At 60.8% G+C, this 18,248-nt stretch carries 13 protein-coding genes; all 13 read right to left on the bottom strand.

Translation table 11 applies throughout. From position 1 onward, the window contains the following. Positions 1-412 precede the first annotated feature (412 nt). Entirely contained in the window at positions 413-1,474 is a 1,062-nt protein-coding gene (locus tag ONB52_04575) for a GNAT family N-acetyltransferase (protein MDZ7415420.1), read from the bottom strand. Positions 1,475-1,529: 55 nt separating this feature from the next. After that, positions 1,530-2,483, bottom strand: coding sequence for a sulfotransferase (locus ONB52_04570; GenBank protein ID MDZ7415419.1), 954 nt, complete (start codon positions 2,481-2,483; stop codon positions 1,530-1,532). A 124-nt stretch (positions 2,484-2,607) separates the two neighbouring features. Continuing rightward, positions 2,608-3,822, bottom strand: coding sequence for a GT4 family glycosyltransferase PelF (gene pelF, locus ONB52_04565; protein ID MDZ7415418.1), 1,215 nt, complete (start codon positions 3,820-3,822; stop codon positions 2,608-2,610). After that, positions 3,800-4,474 (bottom strand): hypothetical protein, encoded by a 675-nt coding sequence (locus tag ONB52_04560; protein MDZ7415417.1) that lies wholly within the window; start codon positions 4,472-4,474, stop codon positions 3,800-3,802. Before ONB52_04560 ends, pelF begins: the two co-directional genes overlap by 23 nt. Positions 4,475-4,544: 70 nt before the next feature. Continuing rightward, positions 4,545-5,570: a polysaccharide deacetylase family protein gene (locus ONB52_04555; GenBank protein ID MDZ7415416.1), complete on the bottom strand. Its 1,026-nt coding sequence runs from the start codon at positions 5,568-5,570 to the stop codon at positions 4,545-4,547. Positions 5,571-5,572: 2 nt separating this feature from the next. Next, complete coding sequence (locus ONB52_04550) at positions 5,573-6,955, bottom strand: O-antigen ligase family protein (protein ID MDZ7415415.1); 1,383 nt, start codon at positions 6,953-6,955, stop codon at positions 5,573-5,575. Positions 6,956-7,183: 228 nt separating this feature from the next. Further along, positions 7,184-8,725 carry a lipopolysaccharide biosynthesis protein gene (locus ONB52_04545; protein MDZ7415414.1) on the bottom strand — a complete coding sequence of 514 codons (1,542 nt, stop codon included), beginning with the start codon at positions 8,723-8,725 and terminating at the stop codon, positions 7,184-7,186. Between the two features lie 31 nt (positions 8,726-8,756). Next, complete coding sequence (locus ONB52_04540; GenBank protein ID MDZ7415413.1) at positions 8,757-10,277, bottom strand: hypothetical protein; 1,521 nt, start codon at positions 10,275-10,277, stop codon at positions 8,757-8,759. After that, on the bottom strand, positions 10,255-12,012 hold the full coding sequence (locus tag ONB52_04535; GenBank protein MDZ7415412.1) for an aminoglycoside phosphotransferase family protein: 1,758 nt from the start codon (positions 12,010-12,012) through the stop codon (positions 10,255-10,257). Before ONB52_04535 ends, ONB52_04540 begins: the two co-directional genes overlap by 23 nt. After that, positions 12,009-13,007, bottom strand: a complete 999-nt coding sequence (locus ONB52_04530; protein ID MDZ7415411.1) for a glycosyltransferase — start codon at positions 13,005-13,007, stop codon at positions 12,009-12,011. Before ONB52_04530 ends, ONB52_04535 begins: the two co-directional genes overlap by 4 nt. Next, positions 12,991-15,840: a tetratricopeptide repeat protein gene (locus ONB52_04525; GenBank protein ID MDZ7415410.1), complete on the bottom strand. Its 2,850-nt coding sequence runs from the start codon at positions 15,838-15,840 to the stop codon at positions 12,991-12,993. The genes ONB52_04530 and ONB52_04525 overlap by 17 nt, the downstream gene beginning before the upstream one ends. Before the next feature lie 342 nt (positions 15,841-16,182). Continuing rightward, positions 16,183-17,049 carry a sulfotransferase gene (locus tag ONB52_04520; GenBank protein MDZ7415409.1) on the bottom strand — a complete coding sequence of 289 codons (867 nt, stop codon included), beginning with the start codon at positions 17,047-17,049 and terminating at the stop codon, positions 16,183-16,185. A gap of 101 nt (positions 17,050-17,150) precedes the next feature. Continuing rightward, positions 17,151-18,239: a glycosyltransferase family 4 protein gene (locus ONB52_04515; GenBank protein MDZ7415408.1), complete on the bottom strand. Its 1,089-nt coding sequence runs from the start codon at positions 18,237-18,239 to the stop codon at positions 17,151-17,153. Positions 18,240-18,248 lie beyond the last annotated feature (9 nt).

Below are 18,248 nucleotides of genomic sequence, written 5' to 3'. Positions count from 1 at the left end.
TCCGAGGTTAATGCGTGAAAAAGATGCAACCGCACGGGCGGCGGCGCCGGGAGATCTCAGGCCAACGGGCGCCTTCCCGTCTGCTGACGACAGGGCGGGGGCGATGCCTCCTCCTCCGAAACATGGCCTCTCGCGATCGTGTCAGGATGGCGAAACCTTTCAGGGCAGTTTGGTCTCTGCGACTCAGTGGGCAGGGCCGGCCGGTGTCCCGCCAGTTGCCGCCTATGGCAGCGCTTGGGGATGGCGATTCGTGCTACAACGTTAAGTACCAAAATCCGCTCCGCAATCCCAAACGGTCACTCCGAAGGAATCTTCCCCAGTATGGGGATTCATGCTTATTCTGACATTATCCCAAGCACTCAAGAAGATTTTTACAGAGTGACATTTGGGGGGCGAGGTGCCAACTTGACGTTTAGATATCGCGATCGCCGACAGTCATGAACCAGTTCTTGCCTTCCAGCAGCACGCTGGCGTATGGCGAGGCTGGCGCGGCATAGGCGATGACCGTGGAGGTGGCATCGTTGCGGTAGCGAAAGCCGAGTTGTTGCGCCTGCGCCAGCACGGGATTCATGTTGTGCAGCCGCAGGGAAATCGTGCTGAAGCCGGCCTTGCGGAGATGGTGAATGAGACCGGCGAGCAGGAGGCGCATTTCCTCGCTCCTGCCGTCCACCAGAAGATCGGCAACATGAGCCACGCCCCGGCCTTCGAAGTACAGCACATAGCCCTTCAATTCGCCCCCGTCTTCCATGCGAAAGCTTTTGGCGCGATGCAGGGGGTTGTCGAGAAAGCGCCAGTTCAGATAAGCGGTGTCGCGGCTGGCGATGACACTGTGCTGCAGTTTGACCCGCTCGAACAGGCGGTCATATTCCGGACCAAAGCGCTCTTCCTGCAGCAGGCGGAAACGACAGGTGCCATCGCCCGTGTGGCCGCGGGTCAGCAGCCGCAGGAAGGGATTGACGAGGCCGGCCAGCACGCGCGCCAGCATGTTGTTGCCGAGCACCAAACTGCTCAGGCGATCCAGGCGCAGGAGTGCGGCATAGCGCACCATTTTGCCGATGGCATGATGACCGACCTTTTCATGCACGACACGCATGCGGTCGTTGGGATGGGCGTAGAGGAAGGCGAACTCGCCGCGATCGACACAGTCCTTGGCGGCACGCCGCAGCTTGATCGCCACGCCCAGGGTGCGGTATTCCTTGTCGATCGAGAAATCGGCGCAATTCCAGCCCGTCAGGGTTTCACCGTTGACGATGACTTTGCGGGGGAAGGCGGAGGTGAACCCGATGACGCGCTCGCCGGCGGTTTCGACCGCCAGCCAAATCTTGCCGGCGCCGTGGGGATTGTCATGATAGGCCCAATCGAAGCGCCGCACGAAGGTCTCGTTGGCTTCATAGCGTTCGCGGTTGCGCAGCAGGCAGGCCATCATCGCCTGCCGGTCGCGCTGCAAATCTGCTTCACGAATGATGATTGACATATGCTCCAGGAGGTGAAGGGCAAACGTCGCAAGTATGCCGCATGTCCCATCGCGCTCAGCGGCGCAGCCGGCGTCGGATTGCCGCCCACGCCCGGCTGCCTTTCTCTCCGGTGCGCTGCAAGCCGCTCTGCGTAAACAAGGCGATCAGCAGTTTGATGGAAAAGTTGACGGTGTGGTGCCAGAGCCGTTGCCAGGGCCGGAACGGCCGGCCGACCACCTCGGGAAAGACGACTGGATAACCCAGCGTCTGCAGCGTGCCGCCCGCGAGTTGCTCGAATACGCGAATCTGGCGCCGCGGCATTTGCTTTCTCCACTTGTCAAAGTTGTCGCGCTTGACCGTGTCAACGATCTCGCGACGAAAGCGATGGACGATTTCTTCAATATCGCCTTCATAGGCGATGAACCGAACCAGACGTTCGAACTCGCGCGCGGGATGTTGCACGAGATTCTCGTAGCGCAGCTCGAGATAGGAGTCCGGCCCGACACGGCGGCCGAAGGCCAGCGCGCTTTGCACGCGTTCCTGCCAGTGTTGGGCGGCGAGCATCGGATCCTTCGGCCCCCAGGCCAGCCGAAACAGGGAAAGCGCCACATCACGGCCGTCGCGGATGATGTGAATGAATTTGGCATCCGGCAGCAATTGGTGCAGCGTGGCCGCATGAATGGAGTAATCCGGCGTCTTGCCACCCCAGCGCATGGCGTCCGGGTCCTTGAAATAGGCCCATTCGGCATAGAAGCGGCGCACGATTTCAGCATAGGTTCGCGTTTCCAGGTTTGCAATGAAGCAGCCGATGTCCAGTGCCAGCCCGCGAAAGCGCTTTTTAAACTCGGGCAGATGGAACAGGTCATGCAGCAATCGTTCGAGATTGCGCGTCTGCTGGAGATCGCCGTATTGCGGCAGGTGCTTCATGAACCGGATGAAATTGCCGTTGTCCCGCCCGAAACCGATGCGGAGATAGTTGCGGATCAGGCGGTAAAGAAAGGAGGTGCCCGAGCGCTGCGAACCGATCACGAAAATCGGCGGGGCATTCTTGAGCGCGCGAATGCGCCTTTCCCTTTCTGGCAGCGACTCCCGCGATGCCGGCAGAGTGGAGCCTGCGAGCGGGGTCGCGTTTGCCGGGTGTGATGCTGCGATATCACTCAACATAGCTGGCGGAAGCAAGTACAGATTGTGGGGAGAAGCGGCGGTCAATTTTGTCCTGCAATTCGCGGTGAAAATCGTAATGGCGGGAGGCAATATCGAGGTACATTTTTTCGTAATTGCGCACCATGACCTGCAGGGAAAAGTGCTCCGCGATGCGGCGGCGGCCGGCTGCTCCCATGGCGCGGCGGCGTTTGGCATCGAGCAACAGGGCAAGAATGGCACGGCCCATCTGTTGGGCATCCTGCGAGGGCACGAGCAGCCCGGTTTCCTTGTCGACCACCAGCTCGGGATTGCCGCCGACATTGGTGGCCACCACGGCCGTGCCCGAACACATGGCTTCTAAAATCGAGTTGGACATGCCTTCGCTCAGGGAGGACAGCACGAACACATCGAGCACGCGCATGAGCGCGGGCACGTCCTTGCGCCAGTTGAGAAAATGAACCTGCGCGGCAATCCCCAGCCGCTCGGCCAGCGCGCGCAGCTCTTCGCGCAGCGGGCCATCGCCGACAAAGATCAAATGTGCCGAGGACAGCTCGCTGAGCACGACTTTGGCCGCTTTGATCAGGGTGGCATAGTCCTTCACCGGCACCAGCCGGCCGATGCTGCCGAAAACAGGCGCCTGTGGCGGGATGCCGAGCGCGGCCTTGAGCTCGTGGCGGTCGACTTTCACGTTGAACCGCTCGAGTTCCACACCATTTTTGATGACCCGGATGCGTTCGCGCGGGAAGCCGATGCGCGCCACCAGGCTTTCACGCAGCGCTTCGGAAACACACATGACCTGATCGGCCAGCCGCCAAAAGCCGCGCTGCACCCAGACATGAATCCTGGTGTCATCTTTAATCAGGCCATGCTCGCCGTGGACGAGCAGGGGCACGCCCGTGAGCTTGGCGGCGATCATCCCCTCCAGCAGAGAACTCCAGGAGCGGGTGTGCACGATATTGAATCGCAGGCGGCGGAAGTGATGGGCCAGTCGCAAATAAATGCGCAGGTCACCCCCCTGCCGCGTGCCCAGTTCGATCACCTGGCACTGCCCGGGGTCAATGCGCTGACGCAGCGCACCGCCGCGTTTGAAAACGAAGATGTAGTTCTCGAAGATGTCGGTGGACATGGCATTGACCAGATTGACCATGCCGTTTTCCTTGCCTCCGACATGCAGCGCGGCGGTGGGATGGGCAATCTTGATCCTACGAAGCAATTCTCTCTTCATGCGGGCGCATCTGCATTTGATGAAAGACAGCACGAATGCTTCTTTCGATCTGGCTGTCCACCGTGCTGACGTTGTCAGTGGCAATCACGGTGAGCCGGGAATCGAGTTGTCGCATTTGGGCGTAGTTTTCGGAAATTTTCTGCAGCTCTTCCCGGTGATATTCCGGCCGGCGGTAGAAAGCCGTGTCCGGGTGTGTCACCATCAGGAAGGCGAGATCGGGCTGTGGCATGGCGGTGAGCAAGAACCGCAGGTAGCGCCGTTCCGCGGGGGTGGTGATGCGATAGTGTGCAAAGTTGTCATAGAAGTAGCGATTCAAAACCACCAGATGCTGGCGGTGATACAGGGACAAAAACAGGCGGAAGCGCAGAATGTGCAGCAAATATCCCAAAACGACCATCAAGTTCATGCGTTTGTCCACTTCCAGCCGGCGTTTTGCCTGACCGTTCATGGCGGGCAGGTTCGAGGTGGCGGATTTCAGTTCTGCGCGCGGCGCCCAGGGTTGTTGCACGGGGGAGCGGAACAGGTCGCGCCAACCGACGAAACGAAAGCGCAGGTAGTAGGGCGTGAATCCCAATTCCTGCATCACGCGCATGGCCCGCTTGGCATTCGTGGATTTGCCGCTGCCCACTATGCCGGAAAACGTCACCAACATCTTCATCCCTCATAGTGCGAACGCTTGAGGTCGTTTGTTCGTGCAGACCCGGCACCAACGTCCTCCCCTTTCAGGGCCGGCCCAGCATGGTCAGTCCGCAAATCTTGGCCAAAAAATAGTTGAAATCGTTGCTGCGCGAGATATTGATGCGGCGCAGGGCGAACAAATCGGTGTTTCGGTCGTTGTAGCCGGGCAACTGGCTCACCGCCGCGGCATAGCCGAGCTTCTGCACCAGCTCGAGATCACGCCGGCTGAAATCGCGCACCGAACCGTTGGGATAGCTGAACAGTGTGCACGCGGTTCTCAGTTCGGCTTCGATCAGGCGGCGCGATTCCGTCAGTTCGAAATGCGCCTCGGCCATGCTCAAGCTCGACAGGATCGCATGGGTGTGGGTGTGGGAACCGAACGTGATTTGCGCCTGCTGCAGCTCGCGTGCCTGGTCCCAGGTGAGAAAGGCGTAACGTTCCTCCAGACTGCGGTCGATCTCGCGCACGCGGCCCAGGCGTGCCTGCAGCGCACTGATTGCCTGCTCGCGTTCGGCTGGCGGCAAACGCTTGAGATAATCGCGCACCCGGTCCGAGGCGATCATGCGATCGCGTGTGGTTTGCAGCGCCAGGTGCTGCACTTCGTTGCCGAAGCTGAATTCCAGCACCGGCAGCGTGGCAGATTGCAGCAGCCAGTCCACCCGCTCGGTCCACAGGCCGAGTTTGGGACTGCTGACGTAGGCAGTGGCCAGAAAAATGGTTGCCGGCAAGCCGTACTTTTTCAGAATCGGTGCCGCCACCGTATAGTTGTTGCGAAAACCATCGTCGAAGGTGATTACCACCGTGTAATCGGGCAACTGCTCTCGTGCTTGCAGGCGCCGCACCAGCTCCGGCAGGGACATGGGCTGGAAATGCCGGGCAAGATAATCCATCTGCTGTTCGAAGGCCGCCGCGGCAATACTGTTGCGATTGCTGTAACTGTTGTCGCCGCTGTGAATCACCCCGTGATAGGTCAAAATCAGGGCCTGGCGGCGATGGTGCCACTGCAGCAATTTGTGGGTGCCGGAGCGACCCAGCCAGGTGTAAGCGACTCGCTTGAGAGCAGCGTTCATGATCAAGATGCCTTCGGACTCAACTTGGGGGGTGGTTTCAAGCGCGGGGGCGGCGCCGGGATCGTAGGACGCCCGCCTCCCGCCTTCGCCCGCTGCGGTTGCAGCACCGTCACCGGCGCCTGCGCCTCTGCGGCAGTATTCGTCTGCAAGTGCAGATTGTACATGATGCCGCTGAGGGCAACCAGCCAGTAGAGCGAATCCAGTTGATTGTAGTTATGGGTCCACATACCGGGCGCCACGCCGATCAGGGCAATCTCAAAAGACAGGGCGCAGAGCTGCAACATGGTCGGCGGTACGCCGTTCTGCAATGTCTTTCTGATTTTGCGAAAATGAGTCCATGTGAGCAAAGCGGTGGTGATCCAGATCAGAAATCCGATGATACCGAATTCTGTCGCCACCTTGAGAAAACTGTTGTGGGCATCGCGGGTGCCGAGATTCGACAACGCTTCTTCGGGCAGATACTTCAAGGAGACCATGGGGTAGTTGTCATAGCCGATGCCCATCGGATAGTCCTTCAGAATCTCGAAACTGGCCTGATTGATGACGCTGCGCGAGGCCGCGGAATTTTCCGAGCTGGGATCGAGAATGGTGGTCATGTACTCGAAATAGCCCGGCGGGGTGAGCACGAAAACAAACAGCAGGCCGCCGACGAGGATGGGCGGCAGGGCCTTCCAGCGCATGCTGCCGGGGGCAAGCAGAAACAGCAGCGCCACCGTCACCACCAGCGTCAGAAAGGTCGAACGCATGCCCTCCTCGGTATTGGGCAGAAAATTGAGCACGAAGGGGATGACGAAAATGACAAAGAGCCGTTCCTTCCAGGCGCCGTAGATGGCCAGCAGGATCATCAACGGCAGGAACATCATGAGGTGGGTGCCGGTGCCGCCGGTGGCGACCCCCACTTCAATTTCATCGATCAGGTCCCACTCGACACCCCATTGCGCCATGAAGGAGGTATACCAACAGCCCGCGATGATGACATACATCAGGATGCGCAGCTCGTGCTCGGTCTTGATGATCTGCGTCATCAGCCAGACGAACAGCACGATCTTGGAAAATTCAAAAGCGCTGTCAAAGGCATGCGCCGGCGAAGCCACCGCCCACATGCTGGTGATGAACGTCATGGCGGTGAACGCATACAACCAGCGCATCGGCGGCCGGGTGATGGCGGGCTGGGCGTGCAACTGCTCGTAGTTGATGAAATAAGAAATGAACAGCACAATAGTGGCATAGAACTGGAAGCGGATGTTCTCCAGCCCCGCGCCCAGGGCGCGCAGATTCAGATGAAACAGCAGGACGTTCACGCACACGCCGACAAACGGCCGCCGCAACGTCCAGGCGAGCGAGAGCAGCAGCAGAACAATGGCCAGCAGCGCACGGATCGACACGATCGCATTCCTTAAGAACTTGAGGCGCAGCCCGAAAATCTGGTGCCACGGCGCAGACAAACGTGGGGCGCAACATGAGCCGGGCAACTCTTGCGGCAGGTTGCGACTGATGGCGGCGCCACACCCGCCCGCTTCAGCCACCGCGACAGGCCTCCACCCTCCCTGGACATGATAAGCTATACCTTCACTCCCGCCTGCCAGCGTAAAGTATTAAGCGGGAGTGAAGCACTACTCCACGGCCGAGGAGGACAACCCCAGCCGGCCGGCAAGCGCGTTGATCTTCCGCCGGTATTTCGCGGCAAACCTGGCGAGGTCGCCTGACAATTCCTCCTGCAGGCGCACCAGCTGCGGCGGCCGCCACAACCAGAGCACAGCGACATAGGTGAAGGCACCGGTGAAAATCATGCCGAGCAGCAGCCAAACACTGTGGGCGCCGAGCACCCCGCTGAACAGATGGCGAAACGCCAGGATGGCGGCCGCCATCGCCAGGCTCGCCGCACAGGCCGGCATTTGCGGCAGCAGGTATTCCCGCCAGCCGGTCGAACTCACCCGCTGCAGCAGACTCACCATCAGAAACATCACCAGGAACGCCACCACCACCACAGCGATCGACACGCCCACGATGCCGTATTGCACGCCAATGTAAACCGCCACCGTCAGCAGACCCAGCTCGATGAAGCGGCGGTAGGCCGTGTGCTTCACATAGCCGGTGGCGGTGATGACGGAATTCAGGAAAGGATCGATGGAACGCAGAATGCCGGCAAGACACATGATCTGCAGCGGCAGCACCATCGGCAGCCATTTCTCACCATACACCAGACGGACGAATTCCGGGGCCACCATCATCATACCGATGAGCAGCGGATAGCTCGCCAGCGAAACGGTCAGCAACACCTTCTCCAGTCCGGCTTTGACCTTCTCCGGCTGGTCCTGCACGCGCGAAAAGGTGGAAAACAGCACCGAATTGAAGGCCTGGCTGATGCGCTTCTGCGGCAGACGCATGAGATCGAAGGCTTTGGCGTAATAGCCGAGCTGTTGTGCGTTGAGATGGCGGCCGATGAAGAAGTAGTCGACATTGTCCGCCATTTCGCGGCAGAGATTGCGCACGAACACCCAGCCGCCAAAGTGAAAGAGCTCCTTGCTGGCCTTGAAATCGAACTGCAGGCTGGGGCGCCAGCCGGCGGCGCGCGCCGACAGCACTGCGGTGGTGCTGGTCGCGATCCATTTGCTCAGGATCAAACTCCACACGCCCAGGCCGAACGCCGCAAAAGTGACGGAGGTGACAATCTCCAGAAAGCGGTCGATCATGTCGATCTGCGCGTCCCGTTTGAAATTGAGATGGCGCTTGAGCAGCGTAATGCTGGGGTTGGAGAAGGTGTCGAGCACCATGTAAACCGCCACCGCCGGCATGACCGTCCACAACCGCGGCTCATGGAAATAATCGACCAGCAGCGGCAGGCCGAGCATGAGCACGCCGAAAAGGATGAGCTTGAAGCTCAGATCCATCACGAACAGGGTGTTGACATGCTCCGGCCGGACTTCTTCGCGGCGCTGGATCAAGCCCATGTTGAAACCAAACTCACCGAACTTGGTGGTGAATCCGATGATGGTGGTGGCGATTTGCACGACGCCGAAGTCTTCCACCGCCAACATGCGCGCCAGGGCGACACTGGCGAAAAATTGAAAGAACGTCCCGCTCAGGCGGGAGATCGCGTTGTACAGGATGCCTTCTTTGGCCTGGTCAGCAATGCTTTTGGATTTGGCAGACATGATTGGCAGTCACACCGCCCGGGTTGCGGGCTCAGGGTTTGAGTGTGTGCAGCAGCGCCGGCAAGATTTGCTGCCGGAAAGCCTGCAAAGTGGTTTCCAGACTGACGCTGGTATCCAGCACGTGAAAGCCATAGCGCTGGCCGACTGCGGTATAGCGCTGGCGGATATCCTGCAATTGTGCGACTTCGAACTGTGGCTTGCGGGCGTGAATCACTTCCGGCGGCGCATCCAACAGGATGACGAGATCGGCGCGCGGATAGGTGCGGCACAGCCACTCCCGCAGGCCGCGGAAATAATTCATCGGGCGATTTTTGTAGCCGATGAGCACGTCATAAATGTAGCGGTCCGCCAGCACGATGCGGCCGCGGCGCAGGCGGGGCAGGACCTCGGCGAGGTAGCGATACCACAGCTCGAGCGCGAGCGCGAGATAAAAAATCCGGCCTTTGAGGTCGCGCCAGGCGCGCGTCAGTGGACCGGGGGTGGCGGGCTTGACCGCACGGTTGTGATATTTCGCCTTGTCTTCCGGGCGGTAGGGTTTGAAGTTGAGCAGGCTGAGTATTTTGTGCAGCGGCAGCCGGCTCTGGCCCCAGGGCCCAAGATAGACGATGTCGGCGGTAAGCGAGGCGCTGCGCAGTTCGGCGCGCAGGGCTTTGGTGAGCGAGCTTTTGCCGCAGCCGTCCGGCCCGAGAAAGACGATGAGCGCGCCCCGGCGCGGGCCAAACCACTTTTCATGGATGCCCGCGAGCGCCAGGTGCAATCGCCGCACCGCATTTTGCCAGGGATGAAACCACAGCGTGCGCAGCACACGGCGGCGCAGGTGTTGCACCGCTTTGGGATTGTCCGCCAGCTTCGTAAAGTTTCGCCGCGCTTCCCGACCGGTCGCGCGCAAGCCAAAGGCCTGCAACTGGCTGTCGAGGTAGGCCTCATCCAGGCGCAACAGCAGCAGCTCTTCCAGGCGGCGGCGATGTTTCGGTTGAATCTGGCCTTTGCCGAGAATGTTGTGCCACAGCAGGGTCAACCACTCATCTTCGAAGCTGAGAAACCAGTAGCGGCCTTCGCGCCGGCGGCGACTGAGCACGGTGGCTGCCTGCATATACTCATACCCCTGGTAGATCAGACGCTCATGCACATCGAGAATCTGCGGCCCGCTTTCCTGCCAGCGCAGCAGCACCATCTTGCCGGGATTGTTGCGGCCGCTCTTGATCAACTGGAAGCCGTGCCGGCTGCAACAGCGGAGAAATTCCCCGCGTTTGCCGGCAGCCGTCAGCAGATCAAGATCCCGCATGCCCGCCTGGTCGGGATGATCGCGCAGGATGGCGTATTCCACACCGGCCGCCTCCACATCGCGCAGCAGCGCGCCATAGGCGTTCCGGCCCGCGCTGGACACCGCGTCGGCGGCGGGCGCACCGCCGGTGTGGCGGGGAGAGGAGCATGCATCTGTTTCAAGCATAATGACATCGCTGTTGTCCGGCTGTCCGGCGCGCCCGGCTTTTTCCCGCACGGCGGTCAGGCGCGCGACATCCCGGACTTCAACACAGAATTTCGCGTTCAAACAACTCCAAGACCTCGTGAAACTGGCGGCGGACGAAACGGGCGTTGAGATTTTTCGGCGAGCCGAGATAGCCGCGCTGGCGGTGCAGCCAGTAAAGCATCACCACGCCCGGCCAGTCCGCCGGCTGGCAGCCGTAGCTCTCGGCCACGGCGTTGAGCAGGCGCTGCGGCAACCCGGCTTTGCTTTTGATCAGCCGCAGCGCAATCACTGGCGGCACATCCTGAAAGGAACGGCTGTCGAGACGGATGAAAAAATGCAGCACATCCATCGTGGGCAGCGAGAAAAAATCCGCCAGATCCCAATCAATCAAGCCGGTGATCGCTCTGCGCTGCGGATCGAGCAGGATGTTCTTGATCGAAAAATCGCCGTGCACCAGGCCGCATGCCAGAGTGCGCCCGTGAAATTGTCTGTGCCAGTAGTCGACCACGCGTTGGAGTCGCTGACAGACCGCCGGCTCAGGCGCCAGCCACTCCTGCACGGCGTGCAGCACTGCCACAAAGAGACGGTGAAAAACACTGTCATCCACCAGCACCGGCTGCACAAACTTCTCCTGAATGCCGCGCCAGCAGTGCAGCAGGTGGTGAATCACCTGCGGATCACGGGCCAGGGTCTCCGGCAGACGATCGAGCGAGCGGCCGGGCAGAAAGCTTTCGAGCTGAAAGCACTGCTGTTCGAATTGGCCGGCTTGCAGTGTCAGCGGAAACAGCCGGCGCTGTTCCGGGGTCAGCGCCTCCGCCTGCTGCAGCCGCGCCAGCGTTGCTGCGTTTTCCTGCAAGCGCTTTTCTGCCGAAGCAATGAGCGGGAGTTTGAGCAGAGCCTGCTGCGGTGCGGCCGGCGTTTCCCGCCACAACTCGATTTGCAATTTGCCGCCGCTGAGCACCCGACCGGGCCCGCGAGCCTGCCAGCCGGCCTCCCCGGCCGGGCTGAGATGTTGCAGCAAACGCTGGAAAAATGAGGCGTCTCTCGCCCGGCCTGCGATCAACAGATGTTCCGCACCCGCCTCGCCGGTGGCAGGCAACGGGGATGAGGTTTCGCTGTTTGCCTTGCAGGAAATCCATTTCGGCCGCAGGAAACCCGGTGACACACACACTTCTGCACACAGTGCTTGCCGCGGCGCGGGAAAAAGGGCCAGCATCTGCTCACGGGTGAGCGCCGGCGCATTGCGCAAACACAAGCGCACGGCGCCGTTCGACCGGTCCGGCGCGCCGCGGCCGAGCAGGCGGCGCAACAGCCGCTTGCTCCGATTTGCCAGCGTGGCCGCGCTATCGGCACGCACGAGCAGCACCCACTCCTCCCCGCCAGTCAGGACGGTTTGGAGCTGCCGGGCAAAGTCAGCCAGGGTGCCGTTCGACAATCCCCGGGTATCGGCGAGCACGATGATTTGGGCATAGGGCCCGTGCAGGGCCGCCTGCGCCGGCAGAATCTCGAGATTGTCGAGCTGCTTGAGGCGGGCCAGCTCCGTGAGTATTTCCGCCTCTGCAGGATGCAAACCGGTCACCGCCACGCGCGCCACATGGCGGGCGAACGCCAGCGCCACCGCCGTGAAGCCCGCGCAATAGATCAACACGGCTTTGCCGGCCGGCAGGCGCGTGAAAAACTTCCAGGCCCCGGGCAATTCGTAAATGCCGTCATTGAGCAAATCCGCGCCCAAGTTTTCCGGCAAAGTCAAATAGAATTGCGTGAAGCGGGGCAGGGTTGACGTGCGGTGGCCCATGGGAGAGAGGCGAAGATTCACGTCGCCAGTTTCGTGTTGATCGCGGCCCGCAGGCGGGCTTCGCGCTCACGCCAAATCTGCAGGCGTTGCTCGCGCTGGCGTTGCACGGCCGCCTTGTATTCCGGCCAGGCCGCCTGCAGACGTCTGACGCCCGCCACAATGCCGGCGGGGGAATTGTCCACGTACAGCGCCGCCTGGTCGAAGGTTTCACGCAGCAGCGGCCAGTCGGAAGTGATGATGGGGGTGCCGAGCGCCAGCGCTTCATAGGCACCGCGCTGCATGGTGTGATCGCGCGTGGTGAGCACCATGACCGCGTGACAGCCCTTGATCAAACCGGCGTATTGCTCGAGTGGCAGAAAGTCGGTGAGGTTCATGTTGTCCGGCTTGTGGTCGAGCAGGCGTGCCGGCGCGTCCTTCACCTTGCCGGTCACATAGAAATCCACCTCCGGCAATTGCCGCGCCGCCTCCCAAATGTGGTCCAGCGGCTCGTCGGGGTTGTAGCTGCACACCACGGCCACGGCAAAACGGCCGTTGAGCGGAAACTCCGCGATGCGCGGAAACTGCACCGGCAGGTCGCCAATCACCACCACCGGGGCGCGCCATTTTTCCACCTGGCGTGCGAGATGTTCATTGGTCACGATGTTGCCCAGTGCGCGGCGGTAGAACCAGGCATTCAGGAACAGCAGCGGTTTCCAGCGCGCCATGGTAAACGCGGCGGTGTGCGTGTCCGTGAGATAGCCCGCCCCCGTCAGCCGGCAATAAAGATAAACCGGCACGCAAATGAACACCGGCGGCACCATGACCAGCACCACCCGCGGCCGCTCGTGCCGCAGCAGCCTCCAGGTCATCCACATCTGCACCAGATATTTGAGCGTCACGGTGAAGTAGTTGCTGCCCAGACGGCCGGCATAGATCATCCGGGAACTGCCGCCCAGCAGGCGCGCCAGGTTGTCGCTGCGGCTGCAATTCTCCGCCCAGGACACAAAAAGAAGCTTGTGCTTATTCGTCGTGGCCATTGGTTGCGTCCGCCTCACTGCTGTTCCAATATTTGAGGTCTGCGGAGCCGTGCTCATGATAGCGTTGCGGTTCCCCCTCCAGCCAGGGCTCGAGGGCACGGGCTGCGTGCTGGAGCTGCACCATGCGGTCGTCCCTGCGAAAACGCAGATAAAGCCGGTTCATCCGTTCCGCTTCCTCCGCCTCCTCCCGTGCGGTATAACACTCCTTGAGATAAAAATAGGCCGTGGCATTTTGCGGGTCGATGCGCAGGGCATTTTCAAAAGCACGGATCGCGCGGGAATAATCCTGGCGGAGAAAGTGCAGCCGCCCCATCTCCAGGTGCAAGTTGCGGTCGCCTTCGTGATTGTCGATCGCCTCCTTCAGCTCATCGAGGGCCGCGTCATAGTTGCCCTCCGCCTTCCAGGCGAGACTGAGAAAATAGCGGCCGCGCGAGGAGCTGGGTGCAATCGACAGGGCGTGTTGCAGGGCGGTTTTGGCCTGCACGACCTTGCCGCTCTTCAGCCAGACAATGCCGAGGTTGATCCAGGGATTGTGCTCCAGCGGGGCGCGCACGCTGCCGGCCAGAAAAGCGCGCTCGGCTCCGGCAAGATCATTCTGCCGCAACAGGCCAATGCCATAGTCATTCCAGCGCTCCTTGTCTGCCGGCACGTAGCTTTCCATGTAGCTCTGATGCCGCATGAGATTGTAATCGACGTGCAGCAGGGCTTCCGCGCGTGCCATTTGAATCACGGGCAGCGGCCGGCTGGTGGCGGGCGCCGGCTCGGCATTTCCCCCGCCCAACAACGCCAGACTGGCCGTCTGAATCTTGCGATAATTGACTGTGGCAATCAGACGAATCTGTTCGCCGCTGCTCGGCGGAATGGTAAAGCGGTAGCGAATCACCTCCGCGCTGTTGGGTGGCAGGAGATTGAGAAAGGAGACGCCGGCCGCCTTCCAGCTTTCAAAATGATAGAGGCGCCGGCCCAGGCTGTCCACCAGGGCCGCGCCGAAGCGGTGCGCCTTGGGATCAATGCTGCCATTGACGCGGCCATCGGTGCCGCCACTCCAGCAAATCACCTGGCCGTGATTGTCGATGGCGAGAAACTCCACCCAGGCTTCCGCCATGTCCGCCGCGCCCGCCGGAAAATGGTGGCCAATGTTGCGTGAACGCACCACCACGTCGATGCGCACCGACTCGCCGGGATGGACCGTCACCTCCTGCCGGTCGATCGGCGCAATGAAGGCAGTGGTGGGCGCCGGCGGTTGCGTGCCGGGCACCAGGTTCCAGAAATTTTCCTGATCCCCGCACAGCGAGGCAGACGCCACCCGCGTTTCGATCGGAGCGGGCACGGCGCCACTGGAATCCGCGGTCTGAGGAGCGGCCGCCAGCGACGCCGACAGGCTGGCGGCAAAAATATCCACGGTGATTTTGCCGTCTTGCAGAAAAGCCCGGGTGGCCGCGAGCTGTTCGGGGTTGTCACGCCAAACGGCCAGCGCGGTGTTCGCTCCGAGAAAACGATGATCGGGCACGCTGGCGTCCGTGGCGGCGGGATCCTGCGAGGGAACCCGCGCCATGTGGCAATCGATGCAGCTCTGTTTCATCTTCGGGCGGTAGAAATCACGCACCGCCTGCCGGGAGTAGCCGCTGTTCTGCCAACTGTCGTAGTCATTCATCACTTCCAACCAGCCGCCCGGCTTGAGGGGATGGTCGACCGCCGCTTTGTGGCAGGTCGAGCAAAACTCACTGGCGCCGGTAGTGAGCACCGGCTTGCGGTAGGCTTCGCGATGCGGTTGGGGATCAAGATGAACGAACCAGGCATAGAGCTTGCGCAGCAGGGGATTCTCACTGTCCGCCAGGGAAAACAAACCGGGTGTGCCCATGACGTAATTGCCCTGGCCGAGTGTCGAGCTCACCCGCACCACGCCGTGGCAGGCGGTGCATCCGATGGCGGCATGCGCTTGCGCGTGCTGCTCCTGTTGTGCCGGTGACAGGTCGGCAGCGCCGGCCAGCAAGAGAGCCGGGGTGTGGCAGCCGGCACACCATTGCGCGGCAGCATTGCCGGCCTGCTGTTGCACGGCGGCATAGGCGGGTTTGTACCACAAACTTTGAAGGGCGGAAAAACTGTGGGCCGAGCTTTGCCATTGTTTGTAAATTTCCACATGACAGCCGGCCTGACCGCAGGTTTTGGAGTCATTCAAGAAGCTGGTTGCCAGAGTATCCTGCACCGTGCTCGCGGCCGCCGAAGCAAAGAAAGGGCCGGACTCGCCTCCCATCGCCAACCCGGCAAGGGTGGCAGGTGCAGCCGCGGGATTCTTCGGGAGACCGTCGTCCTCGGGAAAAATCAAACCAAAGACCTGCGCCAGCAACGGCAGGCAGAGAGAAACCACCGCGAATACCATCAACAGCCGGCCGGCGGTATTGATGGGATTGGAGATGCTGATTTGATGGCCAATGTTGCGAATCGCTTTGATCAACAGTACGATCGCCAGCAGACAGCCGATGCTATGCACGCCCACCAACCACTCATTCCAGCGATGCACGCCCGCCACGGTCAAATACACGCCGATGCCCATCCCGGCGAGCAACAGCCAGTACCCGAGGTAGCCGAAATAGCGGGCAATGTCGTTGCCCTTGGGCGTCTCTTCCCGCAGGAAAGTCAGACCGTGCCACAAGACCAGAACCAATACAAAGATTCCCAGCCCGACATGCAGAAAAACGTTGATCAGGTGGAAGAGCGAGGCATGGGAAAAAGCAGCGAGGTAGCCGCTGTTCAGGAACAGAAGGATGAGACTGCCAAAGAGCAATTTCTCGAGCAAGGGGCGCTGCGCGGCCTTGGTATCCGTGCTGTTCATGTGCACTGAATGCCCATGTGAAGCCTTGGTGCGATCGCGAAACCGGGTAGATACCCGACATGACACCAAGCGTGAGTGACGTACTATTAAAAATTATTAATGCGATTTTAATCCTGGATTTATCGCAACGAAGTCAAAGCCTTTAGTACCGGCCTTGCCAGCTTGTGCGGAAGCATTGGTACGATTTCGACGGTGACCGGTTGGACGTCAGGGGGAGCAGCCACAGCCGTCCCTCCCGGCGCGTTCAACGGCCCGGCGCACAGGGCCCATCCTGTGCGGCGCACCGTGCGACAGTATTTTGGGCCACCGCCGCCCGGATCAAGCTGGCAGGCGGACAGGCGCTCACAGCGTCAGCATCGCCGGGCGCGATGGGGCAGAACCGACCGCCCGCTCGTAGTGCGCCACCAGCCGCTGGTGGAGATCCTGGCAAAGCGTTTCAATCTCGGATGGAATCGGGGGGAAAGCTTCCTTGCGGATGGAAGAATCATAGACTTCATCGACATACTTGTCCTTGAACGGAATGCCGATGAAATCGAAGACACGGCGAAAATGCTCCTGTGGGCGGCTGACCAGGTCTTCGTATTTGACCAGCAGCACTTCACGGCGCTGGAAGAGTTGCTGATCCAGGAACAAATGATTTTGCAGGTACCACATCAAGGCGTGTGCGGCATGGGAGGACATTTCTTCACTATAAAGCCGCTGCACCAGCGCGATTTTGTCGGGGGTCAGGCCGCCGGCACGCCAGCCCGCTGCCGCCAAATCGCCGGCGGCAATTGCCCGCAAATTTTTGCGGCCATGACCCCACTTGCGCGCAGCCGAATTGACGGCATCCTTGAAATGACGGAAAATCCACACCGCCCTGCTGTCGGGGAAAGAATCGAGCAGCTCGGCCGCGCGATAGGATTCACAACTCGGCTTGAAGGCCACCACCGGAAAGAGGCTGCGGCGCAGCAATGCCGCGATCTCCGCCTTGTCCTTCAACAGATTGCGGTTGAAGGCGTGCGAATGGCCTTCTTTGTACGTCATCACTGCCAGCGACCGGCTGAACACGTCCATTGGCAGACGGGTGCCGGAACGGTGTGAGCCAAAAACAAAAACCGCCCGTGCCGGCGCGGCGCGGCGGTGACCGAGATTGTAGCAGGCACGGCAGGTGACCTTGTAAAGGCGCCGGCCCTTTTGCCTGATCCGGACACTGAGAGGTTTGGGCATCGTTCGACCTTTTGCGATGTGGCGGTGCAATGGTGTTGTTTTTTCCCGGGCGGGAGCTGTCCCGGGCTGCCACGGTACTGCCAAGGCCCGCACGGGCATGGTCAGGACGCAGCAGCTGCTAACAAGAGTGTGAGTTCTTCGCGCAGGGTGTCGCGCACGCCGAGCTGCTGTGCACGCTGCCGCCGCGCTTCGGCATCCATGGCGCGCTGTGCCGGCTGCGCCAGCGCCGCGCGCAGGGTCTGCACAAACGACGCGACCTCGCCATCACGATAGGTCAACACGCCCGGCGGGCGCGCGCCGTTCTCGCTGGCGACCACGGTGGTGCCCAGCATCAGGGCCTCCAGCACGCTCGAGGAGACCCCGTCGGCCACCGGCGTGCGGATATAAACCCGGCAGGCCTCCAGCACCGCCAGAAAGTCGCCATGATCGAGATCCCCGGCGATGCAGGTATGAGAGCTGAGTTGATACCGCTGCAACTTCTCCTGCAGCATGTTTTGCTCGCGATCGGCACCCATCAGGATCAGGCCCAAACGCGGCATGGCCGCCACCACTTGCGCCATGGCCTGCAGGAAAAAATCAATGTTGAAATCCGGCCGCAGATAAATGTAGCTGCACACCAACGGCTCATGCTTTTGTGCGAAGGCGGTCAGCCGCTCCGGCAATGCGGTTTTGTCCTCGAGATACTCCAGGCAAAACGCCGGAATCGGAGTGATCTTCTCCGGCCGAATGCCATACTCGACAATGCGCGCCTTGACTTCTTCATTGTTGCAGATAATCCGGCCGGCCAGCAAAAAGATCAGGCGAAAGACATTGTCGAGCCAAAACTTGTTCTGCCGTGGAAAATAGTCCTGCACCACTCCGGCATGAAAGGTCAGCACCGCCGGTCGACCGAAGAGCAGGCTGAGACTTTCCGCCACCAGGGCCAGTAGCGGGCTTTTGGTGGATTTGCCGTTGATGTGCATGTGCACGAGATAGCCGCCCGCACAATAACGCAAAACCTTCACGAAATAATCCCAGCCGCTGAGCACGGGCACAAATTCGCCGCTGGTCACCTTGCGGTTTTTGTTGGTGTTCATCACCGCGCAAATGTGGCCGGCGGCTTCGATGTAGCGCTTCAACATTTTGATGCGGACAGACCATCCCGTGCCGGGCGGTGGATACGGCCCGATTTGCAAAATCCGATATGGCATCCCGCCCCC

This window comes from candidate division KSB1 bacterium (genome assembly GCA_034506255.1).
Taxonomy (GTDB): domain Bacteria; phylum Zhuqueibacterota; class Zhuqueibacteria; order Zhuqueibacterales; family Zhuqueibacteraceae; genus Coneutiohabitans; species Coneutiohabitans thermophilus.
This window is presented reverse-complemented; position numbering and strand designations above follow the sequence as displayed.